Annotated in this window: 11 protein-coding genes and 1 tRNA gene; 1 reads left to right on the forward strand and 11 read right to left on the reverse strand. The window is 67.6% G+C overall.

What is annotated here, in order from left to right:
• Positions 1-137: 137 nt before the first annotated feature.
• From Q0R13_RS14455 to lon, 9 genes are all read right to left on the reverse strand, one after another.
• Positions 138-554 carry a GFA family protein gene (locus Q0R13_RS14455; RefSeq protein WP_293905099.1) on the reverse strand — a complete coding sequence of 139 codons (417 nt, stop codon included), beginning with the start codon at positions 552-554 and terminating at the stop codon, positions 138-140.
• A 13-nt stretch (positions 555-567) separates the two neighbouring features.
• The gene (locus Q0R13_RS14460; RefSeq protein ID WP_293905101.1) at positions 568-2,493 is read right to left on the reverse strand and encodes an NAD(P)-binding domain-containing protein; all 1,926 of its coding nucleotides are present in this window, start codon (positions 2,491-2,493) and stop codon (positions 568-570) included.
• A gap of 70 nt (positions 2,494-2,563) precedes the next feature.
• Positions 2,564-3,484, reverse strand: coding sequence for an aldo/keto reductase (locus tag Q0R13_RS14465; protein WP_293905103.1), 921 nt, complete (start codon positions 3,482-3,484; stop codon positions 2,564-2,566).
• Positions 3,485-3,489: 5 nt separating this feature from the next.
• Positions 3,490-4,377, reverse strand: coding sequence for an alpha/beta hydrolase (locus tag Q0R13_RS14470; RefSeq protein ID WP_293905105.1), 888 nt, complete (start codon positions 4,375-4,377; stop codon positions 3,490-3,492).
• 20 nt (positions 4,378-4,397) lie between these two features.
• Positions 4,398-4,474, reverse strand: a tRNA-Val gene (locus Q0R13_RS14475).
• Positions 4,475-4,509: 35 nt separating this feature from the next.
• Entirely contained in the window at positions 4,510-5,898 is a 1,389-nt protein-coding gene (locus tag Q0R13_RS14480; protein WP_293905107.1) for a peptide MFS transporter, read from the reverse strand.
• Between the two features lie 25 nt (positions 5,899-5,923).
• On the reverse strand, positions 5,924-6,505 hold the full coding sequence (locus tag Q0R13_RS14485; RefSeq protein WP_293905109.1) for a TMEM165/GDT1 family protein: 582 nt from the start codon (positions 6,503-6,505) through the stop codon (positions 5,924-5,926).
• A gap of 286 nt (positions 6,506-6,791) precedes the next feature.
• Positions 6,792-7,067 (reverse strand): HU family DNA-binding protein, encoded by a 276-nt coding sequence (locus Q0R13_RS14490; RefSeq protein WP_293905111.1) that lies wholly within the window; start codon positions 7,065-7,067, stop codon positions 6,792-6,794.
• 186 nt (positions 7,068-7,253) lie between these two features.
• A complete protein-coding gene (gene lon / locus Q0R13_RS14495; protein ID WP_293905113.1) occupies positions 7,254-9,650 on the reverse strand; it encodes an endopeptidase La in 2,397 nt (798 codons plus the stop codon).
• Positions 9,651-10,004: 354 nt separating this feature from the next.
• Between lon and Q0R13_RS14500 the strand changes: the two genes are divergently transcribed.
• Positions 10,005-10,748, forward strand: coding sequence for a methyltransferase (locus Q0R13_RS14500; RefSeq protein WP_293905115.1), 744 nt, complete (start codon positions 10,005-10,007; stop codon positions 10,746-10,748).
• A 93-nt stretch (positions 10,749-10,841) separates the two neighbouring features.
• On the opposite strand, the gene Q0R13_RS14505 is transcribed toward Q0R13_RS14500, so the two are convergent.
• Together Q0R13_RS14505 and clpX are read right to left on the reverse strand one after the other, a co-directional pair.
• Positions 10,842-11,216, reverse strand: a complete 375-nt coding sequence (locus tag Q0R13_RS14505) for a hypothetical protein (protein ID WP_293905116.1) — start codon at positions 11,214-11,216, stop codon at positions 10,842-10,844.
• Between the two features lie 107 nt (positions 11,217-11,323).
• On the reverse strand, positions 11,324-12,373 hold a 1,050-nt coding region (gene clpX, locus Q0R13_RS14510), incomplete at its 5' end, for an ATP-dependent Clp protease ATP-binding subunit ClpX (protein ID WP_293905117.1).

The following is a 12,373-nucleotide window of genomic DNA, read 5'->3' on the forward strand; positions in this document are numbered from 1 at the left end:
CCACCAACCGGGCCACACGATCCCGCAGATCCAGCGAATAGGGTCGACCCATGCGAGCTGGCCTCCCGTCCAGCCCGCATCTTGAATCATGATCCGCCCACAACCAGAATCCCGATTCAGCTAACCGCGGTCACGCTCTAGCCGAAGGGCGGCATCTTCGGGAACTGCGGCAGGCCCTCGTGGGTCAGGTGCCAGGGCTGGGCGTCTTCCATGTAGAGGTGGATCTGCGGCTGGAACACCGACGGGTCGTCCAGCGCCCCGACCTTCACCGGCAGGAACGGCATGCCCTCTCCGGTCGCGGTGTAGAGCGGCGTCCCGCATTCGGCGCAGAACGCGCGGCCCACCTCGTTGCCGCTGTCGGCTTTGGAGGTGTGGATCTTGGCCTCGCCCTTGGTGACCGTGAACCCGGCCCTGGGCGCCAGCACCACATAGTTCGGGCCGCCGCCCGTGCCGTACTGGCAGGACCGGCAATGGCAGACGCCGGTCCCCATCAGCTCGCCGCTGATCTTGAACCGCACCGCGCCGCAGGCGCACCCACCTTCGATCTCGCTCATCCCAGCCTCCCGCTCAGGCCACGGTCTCCGGCGGCCGCTCCAGGACGAAGTCATCCGGGTTCGGCGCCAGGGTGGCGCGCCAATAGTCGATCAGGCCGTAAGGCCAGTTCTGGCTCACCCGCCCGAACGAATTCTTGTACCAGCTGGACACGTTTGGCGAGCCCCAGGCCCAGCCGGCGTTGGCCTCATCGACCTTGCGGTTGAAGGTGTCATAGACCGCCTGCTTCGGCTCGATCGACCGCGCGCCCGTCTCGGCCAGCATGCGAAGCGCGCCCACGATGTAGCGGACGGCGCACTCCGAGAAGAAGATGATCGAGCCGTTGACGACGATGTTGGTGTTGGGACCGTAGATCGTGAACAGGTTCGGGAATCCCGGGTGGGTCATGCCCAAATAGGCGCGCGCGTCGCCGCCCCAGGCCTCATGCAGGTCGCGCCCTCCGCGGCCCTTGATCTTCAGGAACGACAGGAAGTTCGAGGCCTGGAAGCCGGTGCCGTAGATCAGCACATCGACCTCATGCTCCACGCCATCGGCGGTGACGACGCCCTTCGGCGTGATCTTCACCACCTTGTCGGTGACAAGGCTGACGTTGTCGCGCTTCAGCGCCGTCAGCCAGACGCCGTTGTCCAGCACCGCGCGCTTGCCGCCGATCGGGTACTGCGGGATCACCTTGTCCAGCAGGTCCGGCCGGTCGGCGACCTGGGCGGCCAGACCTTGCGCGGCCATCTCCCGCAGCATCGCGTTCTCGGGTCCCACCGCGGTCGGCGAGCCGTTCCAGGTGGGGTCGGACTTCACCATCGGCAGGAAGCCCTCGGTGGTCATCCAGAACAGCCAGAAGCGGTACCATTTGTCATAGTAGGGCACGTGTTCCAGGGTCCACTTCATGCCCTCGGGAACGTCCTCGTGGTAGTGCGGGACCGGCAGCGCCCAGGGCGGATTGCGCTGGAACACCGTCAGGTGGGCCACGTCCGGCGCGATCTCCGGCACGAACTGATAGGCCGAGGCGCCGGTGCCGATCACCGCCACCCGCTTGCCTTTCAGGTCCACGTCGTGGCGCCATTCGGCGGAGTGGAAGGCCGGACCGGCGAAGCTCTCGCGCCCCTCGATGTCCGGGAGGCGCGGGCAGTTCAGCTGGCCCACGGCGGTGACCACCACATTGGCCTCGACGATCTCGGCCTTGCCGTCATTGCCCTTCAGCGTGGCGCGCCAGACCGAGTCGGCGTCGTCCCAGGCCAGGGTCTCCACCATGGTCTCGAAGCGTATATTCTTCCGCAGGTCGTACTTGTCGGCGATGCCCTGAAAGTACTTCAGCAGCACCGGCTGGGGCGAGAAGTGCTGCGGCCAGTCGTGGTTGGGCTCGAACGAGTAGCTGTACATGTGGTTGGCGTTGTCCACCCGGCAGCCCGGATAGCTGTTCTCGAACCAGGTGCCGCCGACGTCGGGGTTCTTGTCGACGATCTCGAACTGGACACCGGCCTGCGACAGACGAATGCCGGTCAACAGGCCCGACATGCCGGCGCCGACCACCAGCACCTTCAGCTTGCGCGCAGCGTCCTTCAGCTTCGGCTGGTCGAACTGCGGGTCCTTGCTGGATTTGCCCTTGAGGGTCAGCTCGTCGACCAGGAAGTCGACGTACTGCTCGGGGATCGGCGCGCCGGCCACGAAGTCCATCTGCCGGCGCAGGGTTGCGATGTCCGGGCTGGGCAGGGCCAGCGGCTTGCCGTCCAGGTGCGCCTGAATGGCGGCGGCGGCGGCCTTGCGGATCTTGGCCTGTTCCGCTTCCGGGATGCCGGTGTCGCCGCGCGAGAGCGGATTGTAGGCCGGCGTCCATTCCGGCTTCAGCCAGCTCAAGTCGCCGGTCATGTGGACCAGGGCGGTCATCAGGGCTGGGAGGTGGGCGTCCTTCAGGACCTCCTCCAGATCGACGGAAACTTGCGCCATGACGGTCCTCGCTACTCAGGTGGGCGTTAGAATGACTCCCGGCGCGCGCCGGCGGAAGTGTTACGCAACGTCAGCGATCGGCCCGCTGGACCGCGCGGATGCGGGCCTTGACGCCATCCGGCAAGGCGAGGCCGGCGGCCGCCAGGTTCTCCCGCAGATGCGCCGGGCGCGTCGCCCCGAACACCGCGGCGTCGACGCCGGGATTGGCCAGCACATAGGCCAGGGCCGCCTGCGACCCGGTCATCTCCGGCAGGCGGTGCAGGAAGCCGAACCTGGCGCCGCGCGACAGCGCGTCGCGATGCCTGGCCAGCGCGCGGGCGGCGTACCAGAGGTCCCGCGGGCCGCGCAGGCGCGAGAGCAGCGGCCGGGTGTGACCCATGGCCAGCGGCATGCCGGCCAGCACGCCCTTCCCCGCCGCCGCCGCGCGGGCGATCAGCGGCTCCCGCTCGGGCCGCAGGACGTTGTAGTCGACCATCACCACATCGATTCCGCGCAAGCCCAGGGCATGGTCGATGACGGCAGGGTCGAAGCTGTTGAGTCCGACCGCACGGACCAGCCCCCGCGCCTTCAGCCCGGCCAGGACCTCCAGCAGGTCGTCGGTCAGCTCGGCGATCGCCGGGCCGTGCAGCTGCAGCAGCCCCAGCGCGTCCTGGCCCAGGTGGCGCAGGCTCCGCTCGGCGCTGGCGGCGATTGCGGCGGGGCTCATGTCGCGGCCGATCCGCCCGCGCCCCGCGTGGTAGGTGCCGGCCTTGGTGGCGATCACCAGGCCTGACGTGTCGCGGCCCTTCAGCGCGCGCCCCAGGCGCGGTTCGGCCTGCCCCGCCGAATAACTGGCCCCGGTGTCGAACAGGGTGACGCCCAGGTCGATGGCCTCGTGGACCAGACCCAGCGCCATGCGCTCGTCGAACGCCGGCCTGCCCCACCAGCTGGCGCAGCCGAACCCCAGTTCGGAGACCATCAGGCCGGTCCGACCGAGGGCGCGGCGTCGCATGGCCCCTAGCGCAGCGCGCGGAATTGCCGGTCGAGGGCGCCGACCACCACCTGCCACGCCGCCGTCGTCGGGATCACCACGTCGAAATGGCTGGCGCCCGGAATGGAGATCGCCTCGCCCTTGTCGCCGGCCCTGGTCAGGCGCGCCACATAGGCCCGGCCGGTCGCGGGCGGCATGACGCTGTCGAGCTCGCCGGAGATCATGGTGACGGGCACGCCGGTTGGCAGCAGCGCGGCCGGTGAGGTGTCGGCATAGGCGTTCTGCCGCGTCGCCAGCCCGATGATCCTGGGGATCGGCTCCGGCCCGCAGGCTCCGGCGAACACGTCGCCCTGCCCCTCCAGGTCGCCGATGCCGCCCAGGCTGACCACGGCCCGGATCGCCTGCGGACGGGCGCGCCACAGCGGGCTGGTCTTCGGCAGCCGGCCCCGCGCCGCCGCCCACAGCGCCAGGTGCCCGCCCGCGGAGTGGCCCAGCGCCACGACCCGCTTCGGGTCGAGCCGATACTTGCGCGCCTCGACCTTCAGCCTGTCCACAGCATCGGCCACATCCAGGAAGGTCCCCGGATACCCGGCGCCAGGTTCGCCAAGCTTGCGGTACTCGACGTTCCACACCGCATAGCCACGCTTGGCCAGGTCGGCGGCGATGGCGCTGGTCTGCGGCAGCCCCTGGTATTCGGCCAGGAAGCAGCCCCCATGCAGCAACACGACCACGGGATAGGGCCCCTTGGTCTTCGGCAGGAACAGGTCGACCACCTGCGCCGGGGCTGGGCCATAGGCGATCCGCGCATCGGCCTTCACGGGCGCCTGGCCCATGTAGTCCTGCACCGAGGCCGGCGCGGCGTGGCAGGCCGTGGCGGACGCGGCGGCCAGGATGGCGGCGACCCAGCGCTTCATGGCTTGTAGCCTCCGCAGGATGGTGGGCGGCGAGGGGTTCGAACCCCCGACCCCCTCGGTGTAAACGAGGTGCTCTGACCAGCTGAGCTAGCCGCCCGTGGGTCGCTTCTAGAGCAAGGCGGCCGGCTTCGCCTAGACCAACGCGACCAGCGCCTCGCGCTCGGGATCCAGCACCCTGCGGAAGACCGGCGCGATCAGGACGAAGACCACGCCGGCGCCGCCCACCAGGCCGGCGTGCAGCAGCCAGAAGTCGGCCGGCGGCATGGTCTCCAGCTTTGTTCCCAGCCAGCCGGCGAAGGCGTTGCCGGCGAACAGGTGCAGGTAATAGATTCCGATCACCATGCCGGCGATGGCGCGCGGCGCCGCTCGGGCAAACAGCGCCAGCCCCACCGGCAGCACGTTGGCGAAGCCGATGTCGTTGAGCAGGTGGAAGCCCAGCAGCCAGCCGAACGGCACCTTATGGCCGGCCCCGGTCAGGATCGTACCGACCGCCAGGCAGGCCACGCCGGCCGCGCCGAAGAAGCAGCCTAGGGAGATCTTCCCGAACTCGTCGGGTTCCTCCAGGCGTGTGCTCCAGACCCGCCAGAACAGCACCATGCCGGCTAGGCAGGCGACCGAGACGATGGCGTCCACCGACACCAGCCACTCCGTCAGGATGGGCTGGCCGAACAGCCGCAGGTCGGCGCTTCGTTCCGCCCACACCAGGTAGGTGATGAAGATCTGCTGGTTGCCGACGATCGAGGCCGCCAGCACCGGCAGCAGGGCGACCAGCAGCGCGACCTTCAGCCATTCGTGGGAGGTCATGGCCGGTCGCTCGATGTGCAGCTCGGCGCGCTTGCGAAGCGGCGGGTCGGACGGGAACATCCGCCGCCCGGACAGGTAGATCGCCAGCGAGATCAGCATGCCGATCCCGGCCGCCCCGAAACCCCAGTGCCAGGCGATCTTCTCCGCCAGGGTCCCGACGATCAGCGGCGCGGCGATCACCCCGGCATTGATGCCCAGGTAGAAGACCTGGAAGCCGTCGGCGCGGCGGTTGTCGCCCTCGGGATAGAGCGCGCCCACCTGGCTGGCGATGTTGCCCTTGAAGCAGCCGGTTCCGAGCATCAGGCAGAGCAGGGCCAGCAGGAACGGCTGCTCGAACGCCATCAGGAAGTGGCCGGTGGCCATCAGCAGCGCGCCGACGATGATGGTCGCCGTCCGGCCCAGCAGGAAATCGGCCAGCAACCCGCCGAAGAACGGCGTGAAATAGACCATCGCGCCGTAGAGCCCGCCGATCACCGCCGCCAGCTGCAGCGGGGTCATCGGATGGCCGTGCTCGAGCGTCGCCCGCAGCGTCGGGAAGCCGACGACGTTCTCCACATGCCCCGGCAGCAGTAGCTGGTGGACCATGTAGAGCACCAGCAGGGTGTTCATCCCGTAGTAGGAGAACCGCTCCCAGGCCTCGGTAAAGGCCAGGTAGGCCAGCGCCCGCGGATGGCCGAAGAACGCCGTATCGCCGTCGCCAGCGCTCATGGTGGTCATCCGAGTCTCCAAGCCCGGCGCGACCTTAGCCGCCGAACCCCGGCTTGAGGAAGGTCGCGGCCAGCACCCAGACGCCGATGACGCCAAAGATCACCGCCGCGGCGATCCGCACATAGCGGAGCGGAACGATCCTGACGGCCGCCTCGCCCAGCAGCACCGCCGGGATGTTGGCGGCCATCATGCCCAGCGTAGTTCCGGCGGCGACCAGGAGGATGTTGTGGAACCGCGCGCCCAGCAGGGTGGTGGCGATCTGCGTCTTGTCGCCGATCTCCACCAGAAAGAAGGCCACCAGGGTGGTGAGGAAGACCCCGCCGGCCGTGCGGGCGCCCGCCGCAGGGTCGTCCTTGTCGGGGACCAGGGCCCACAGCGCCATGGCGATGAAGCCGGCCCCGACCACCGCCTGGAACAGGGCGCCGGTCAGCCATTGCGCCAGCAGTACGCCCAGCGCCGCCGCCGCCGTGTGGTTGAGGATCGTGGCGGCAAAGATGCCCAGGATGATCGGGACCGGCCGGCGGAACCGGGCGACCAGCAGGATCGCCAGCAGCTGGGTCTTGTCGCCGATCTCGGCGATCGCCACGACCCCGGCGGAGATGAAGAAAGCTTCCATCTGAAACTCATTCGGGACGCGGCGTTCGACACGACGACGCCGCACCCCCGCCGCGCCCGTAGGCTATGGAGGCCGCATCGCCGGTCTCGCCAATCCGGACCCTGAAAGGTCCGCCGCACGCGCCATGGCCCTGAGACAGGACCAAGTCTGTTGACGCGGGCTCCGCTGTCTTGCGGACGACTACTCCCCGAAGAGGCGGGTTCCCTACGCGCCTCCCGCCCTTCCGGCAAATGAAAAGGGCGACCACCCCCCGGCGGCCGCCCGTTCTGTCACCCCGTCGGGACCTTCAGGTGTTGAGCGTACTCTTCAGCGCATCGCCGACCCGGAAGCGGCAGGTCTGCAACGCCGGGCGTTTGACCTTCTCGCCGGTCTTGGGATTGCGGGCCACGCCCGCCGCCCGCTTCACCGGCACGAAGCTCCCGAAGCCCACCAGCCGGACCTCGTTGCCCGCCTTCAGCGAGGTCGAGACGGACGCGATGAACGCGTCCAGCGCCTCCTTGGCCTGCGCCTTGTTCAGGCCAGCCTTGTCGGCGATCGCCGATACAAGTTCGGCTTTCGTCATGTGCGTTTGCTCCCAGCCCAATTTTCTTTTGGCGCGGAAGGTCTTGGGCCGCGCCCGCCTACGCCTTGAGGCGAATTCAGGCATGACAAAGCGGAGCCGTCAAACGACTGCGGCGCGGGATGGCTCCCGCGCCGCGCCTTGTCACAGAAATTGATCGAACCAACCGTCCGGAGGCGTGCGCCGGGCCTAGTGCGTGAGCATCGCGTCCGGACCGTCGTCGCCCTCGACCGGCGCCGTCACCGGCACGACCTCGGTCCATTCGATGGCCACCGGCTGGCGGATGAGCGCCTTGGCCAGCACCTCGTCCATCGTCGAGACCGGGATGATCTCCAGTTGAGACAACACGTTATCCGGAATATCGGCCAAATCCTTCTCGTTCTCTTGCGGGATCAGCACGGTCTTCACGCCGGAGCGCAGGGCCGCCAGCAGCTTCTCCTTCAGGCCGCCGATAGCGGTGACCCGGCCCCGCAGGGTGACCTCCCCGGTCATGGCCATGTCGGCCCGGATCGGGATGCCGGTCAGCACAGAGACGATGGCGGTGGCCATGGCCGCGCCGGCGGACGGACCGTCCTTGGGCGTGGCGCCGTCCGGCACGTGGATGTGGACGTCGGTCCGTTCGAAGGCCGGCGGCTCGATGCCGAACTTCGTGGCCCGGCTGCGGACATAGCTGTTCGCCGCCGAGATCGACTCCTTCATCACCTCCTTGAGGTTGCCGGTGACCGTCATGCGGCCCTTGCCCGGCATCTTGACCGCCTCGATGGTGAGGATGTCGCCCCCGAACTCGGTCCAGGCCAGGCCGGTGATGATCCCGACCGCGTCCTCGGCGTCGGTCTCGCCATAGCGGTACTTCCGGATGCCGGCGTATTTGGCCAGCCGCGCCTCGTCGATGGTGATCGAGGTGACGTTGTCGCGCGGCAGGTCACGCACGGTCTTGCGCGCCAGGTTGCCCAGTTCGCGCTCCAGGCTCCGGACCCCGGCTTCGCGGGTGTAGTAGCGGATGAGGCCGCGGATGGCGTCTTCCGGCACCACGAACTCTTCCGGCGTCAGGCCGTGGTCCTTGGTCAGCTTCGGCAGGATGTGCCGCTTGGCGATCTCGACCTTCTCGTCCTCGGTGTAGCCGGGGATGCGGATGATCTCCATCCGGTCCATCAGCGGCTGAGGCATGTTGAGCGAGTTGGCCGTGGTGACGAACATCACCGGCGACAGGTCGTAGTCCACTTCCAGGTAGTGGTCGCCGAAGGTGGAATTCTGCGCCGGGTCCAGCACCTCGAGCAGGGCCGAGGACGGGTCGCCGCGCCAGTCGGAGCCCATCTTGTCGATCTCATCCAGCAGGAAGAAGGCGTTGGTCGACTTGGCCTTCTTCATCGACTGGATGATCTTGCCGGGCATAGAGCCGATATAGGTGCGGCGGTGGCCGCGGATCTCGGCCTCGTCGCGCACGCCGCCCAGAGAGACGCGGACGAATTCGCGCTGCGTCGCCTTGGCGATCGAGCGGCCCAGCGAGGTCTTGCCGACGCCGGGAGGGCCGACCAGGCACAGGATCGGCCCCTTCAGCGACCCGACGCGCGACTGCACGGCGAGGTACTCAAGAATCCGCTCCTTGACCTTCTCCAGGCCGTAGTGATCCCCCTCGAGAATCGCCTCGGCCTTGGCCAGGTCGATGGGCTTCATCTTGCCCTTGCCCCACGGGATCGACAGCAGCCAGTCCAGGTAGTTCCGGACGACCGTCGACTCCGCAGACATCGGGCTCATGTTGCGCAGCTTCTTCAGCTCGGCGTCCGCCTTGGTGCGGGCCTCCTTGGAGAGCTTAGTCTTCTTGATCCGCTTCTCGAGCTCCATCAGCTCGTCGCGATGGTCGTCCTGTTCGCCCAGCTCGCGCTGGATCGCCTTCATCTGCTCGTTCAGGTAATATTCGCGCTGGGTCTTCTCCATCTGCCGCTTCACGCGGTTCCGGATCTTCTTCTCGGTCTGCATGACCGAAATCTCGCCCTCCATCAGGGCGTAGACCTTCTCCAGGCGCTTCACGACGTTGAAGACTTCCAGCAGCTGCTGCTTCTCGGCGATCTTGACCGACAGGTGGCCGGCGATGCGGTCGGCCAGTTCACCGGGATTGTCGATCTGCGGGATCGCGGCCAGCGCCTCAGGCGGCACCTTCTTGTTCAGCTTCACATAGTTTTCGAACTGCTCGATGACCGCGCGGCTCAGGGCCTCGGCTTCGGGCGAGCCCGCGCCGTCTTCCTGCACCATGGCGATCTCGGCTTCGTAGTAGTCGCCGGACGAGGTGAAGCGGGTGACGCCGGCGCGCGCCTTGCCCTCGACCAGCACCTTCACGGTGCCGTCGGGCAGCTTCAGCAGCTGCAGGATCGTGGCGACCACGCCGACGTCATAGATGGCGTTGGGCGACGGATCGTCGTCGTCCTTGTCCTTCTGGGTGGCCAGCAGGATCTGTTTGCCCTCGGTGCGCATGGCTTCCTCGAGGGCGCGAACGGACTTCTCCCGGCCGACGAACAGCGGGACCGGCTGATGGGGGAAGACCACGATATCCCGCAACGGCAGGATCGGCAGAATCTTGATCTCTGACATGATGCTCTAAACTCCTGGCCGGCCCGTTTGTAACGGACCTGGCCTTACCGGATCGTGGTCACTCAAACGATGCGCTTGAGTCGGACGACCCGTCCCGTCGTGCGCCGACGGTCGACTCGATGATTTATGTGGACGGTTTCCAAGCTCTTTCAAGCGCGGCAGGACCCCTTAGCGACACTGCGCCTCATGGTCGCCCTTACGCGGGCGGACACGGGAAAGACGCGGCGGGCGATAGGAAGGCCTGCTCCGGACACGACCGCCCAGATAGGAAACCCGACCGCTTGTCTCAAGGGTGTCACACGACGGCGTCTCAGGCCTTAGGCTCGACCCGATCGCAGATCGCCTGAGGACCCCATGACCCGACCGATGTTCGCCGCCGTCGCGGCCGCCGTGATCGTCGCCCCCGCCATGGCCCCGGCCACCGCCGTGGCCGCCCTGCCCGCGCCCATCGCCGCAGCCGCCGCCAACCCTGCCCGGGCCGACGACGCCAAGTTAGACGCCCGCCGCAAGGGCCCGGAATTGCTGGCTTTCGCGGGCGTGAAGCCAGGCCAGAGGGTCTACGATCTGATCCCCGGTGGCGGCTATTTCACCCGCCTGTTCAGCCTGGCCGTCGGGCCCTCCGGCAAGGTCTACAGCGTCTGGCCGGAGGAATACGACAAGGTCAGCCATCCGGATTCCGATGTCCTGCGGAAAATGGCCGCCGCGGCGCCCTTCACCAACGTCAAGGTGATGGTGCAACCCGGCAAGGCCTTCAGCGCGCCCGAGCCGCTGGACCTGGTCTTCACCTCGCAGAACTATCATGACTATCCGGACAAGTTCATGGGCCACATTGATCCGGCGGTGCTGGACGCGGCGGTCTACAAGGCGCTGAAGCCCGGCGGCCTGTTCGTCATCGTCGACCATCGGGCCAAGCCGGGCGCGGGGCTGGCCGCCACGGACACCCTGCACCGCATCGACATCGCCACGGTGAAGGCCCAGGTGACGGCGGCCGGGTTCAGGTTCGACGGCGAGAGCCCGCTGCTGGCCAACCCCAAGGACCCGCTGACCCTCGCGGTGTTCGACCCGACGATCCGCGGCCACACCGACAGTTCGTGCTGAAATTCAGGAAGCCGCCGCCGCCTGCAGGCTGATCCCGTCCGCAACTCGGATCCGTACTCAATGCCGCTCATCCTGGCGAAGTCCGGGACCGCCCTACTTTGCGATCTGGATCCCGACCACCGCCAGGTAGGCGCCGTGCTTGAAGCCGCAGTAGCCGGTGAGCTTGGCCGGGTCGCCCAGGTCGGCGCAGACCCCGACCGTCCCGAAGGCCGTCGCCGACGACGGCCCGGTGGGCGCGCGGGCCAGGTCGGCGTCGCTGAGATAGAGGCCGAGCCGGCGGGTATCGAGAAAGCTCACCGAAAGGGCGTCGGGTTGCCCGGCCTCGGCATGGGTCGGATAGAAACCGAAGTCGCGCCAGAAGCCACGAACCTTGACGCACCGGCCGACGAAATCCGCAGGGTTGGCGGCCACGACGCCGGGGTCAGCGGACCTGGCCGTCTTTGCGGTGCAGTCCTTGGCCGGCGTCACGGCGTCGACGGCCCACGCGGATGCCGGGCCGGCAAGTCCCGCAACGGCCAGAAAGCAGATAGCGGTGGCGACCCGAGCGTACACGCGCGGGGGCGTCGGACCGGCGACTACGCCGCGCCGCCCTTGTCGCGGCGCTCGGCATAGATGATCAGCGGCTGGGCGCGGCCTTCCACGACCTCGGCATTGACCACCACCTCCTCGACCCCGTCGTAGGTGGGCAGCTCGTACATGGTGTCGAGCAGGATGGCCTCGAGGATCGAACGCAGGCCCCGCGCTCCGGTCTTCCGCGTGATCGCCTTGCGGGCCACGGCGTTGAGCGCATCGTCGGTGAAGGTCAGACCGACATTTTCCATGTCGAACAGGCGGACGTACTGTTTGACGAAGGCGTTCTTCGGCTCGGTGAGGATCTTGACCAGGGCCTTCTCGTCGAGATCGTCCAGGGTGGCGATCACCGGCAGGCGGCCGACAAATTCCGGGATCAGGCCAAATCGCAGCAGGTCGTCGGGCTCCACCTGACGGAAGACCTCGCCGGTGCGACGCTCGTCCGGGTCGGAGACCTTGGCGCCGAAGCCGATCGAGGCGCCCTTGCCGCGCGCCGAGATGATCTTTTCCAGGCCCGAGAACGCCCCGCCGCAGATGAACAGGATGTTGGTGGTGTCGACCTGCAGAAATTCCTGCTGCGGGTGCTTCCGCCCACCCTGCGGCGGCACGGAGGCGACGGTGCCTTCCATGATCTTCAGCAGCGCCTGCTGCACGCCTTCGCCGGAAACGTCTCGTGTGATCGAGGGATTGTCGGACTTTCTGCTGATCTTATCGACCTCGTCGATGTAGACGATGCCGCGCTGCGCGCGCTCGACGTTGTAGTCGGCGGCCTGCAGCAGTTTCAGGATGATATTCTCGACGTCCTCGCCGACGTAGCCGGCTTCGGTCAGGGTCGTGGCGTCGGCGACGGTGAAGGGCACGTCGATGATTCGCGCGAGCGTCTGGGCCAGCAGCGTCTTGCCCGTGCCCGTCGGACCGATCAGCAGGATGTTGGCCTTGCCCAGTTCAACGTCGTTGTTCTTGGTCGCGTGGTTGAGGCGCTTGTAGTGATTGTGCACAGCAACCGAGAGGACCTTCTTGGCGTGGTCTTGACCGATCACGTAATCGTCGAGAAC

This window comes from Phenylobacterium sp. (assembly GCF_025351295.1).
GTDB lineage: Bacteria > Pseudomonadota > Alphaproteobacteria > Caulobacterales > Caulobacteraceae > Phenylobacterium.

What these genes read in the sequence shown, in the direction of transcription:
- Q0R13_RS14480 (WP_293905107.1), bottom strand. Translation starts at nt 5,898, where the DNA reads ATGACCACCATGAGCGCTGGCGACGGCGATACGGCGTTCTTCGGCCAT.
- Q0R13_RS14490 (WP_293905111.1), bottom strand. Translation starts at nt 7,067, where the DNA reads ATGACGAAAGCCGAACTTGTATCGGCGATCGCCGACAAGGCTGGCCTG.
- Q0R13_RS14470 (WP_293905105.1), bottom strand. Translation starts at nt 4,377, where the DNA reads ATGAAGCGCTGGGTCGCCGCCATCCTGGCCGCCGCGTCCGCCACGGCC.
- Q0R13_RS14500 (WP_293905115.1), top strand. Translation starts at nt 10,005, where the DNA reads ATGACCCGACCGATGTTCGCCGCCGTCGCGGCCGCCGTGATCGTCGCC.
- Q0R13_RS14465 (WP_293905103.1), bottom strand. Translation starts at nt 3,484, where the DNA reads ATGCGACGCCGCGCCCTCGGTCGGACCGGCCTGATGGTCTCCGAACTG.
- Q0R13_RS14485 (WP_293905109.1), bottom strand. Translation starts at nt 6,505, where the DNA reads ATGGAAGCTTTCTTCATCTCCGCCGGGGTCGTGGCGATCGCCGAGATC.
- Q0R13_RS14455 (WP_293905099.1), bottom strand. Translation starts at nt 554, where the DNA reads ATGAGCGAGATCGAAGGTGGGTGCGCCTGCGGCGCGGTGCGGTTCAAG.
- lon (WP_293905113.1), bottom strand. Translation starts at nt 9,650, where the DNA reads ATGTCAGAGATCAAGATTCTGCCGATCCTGCCGTTGCGGGATATCGTG.
- Q0R13_RS14460 (WP_293905101.1), bottom strand. Translation starts at nt 2,493, where the DNA reads ATGGCGCAAGTTTCCGTCGATCTGGAGGAGGTCCTGAAGGACGCCCAC.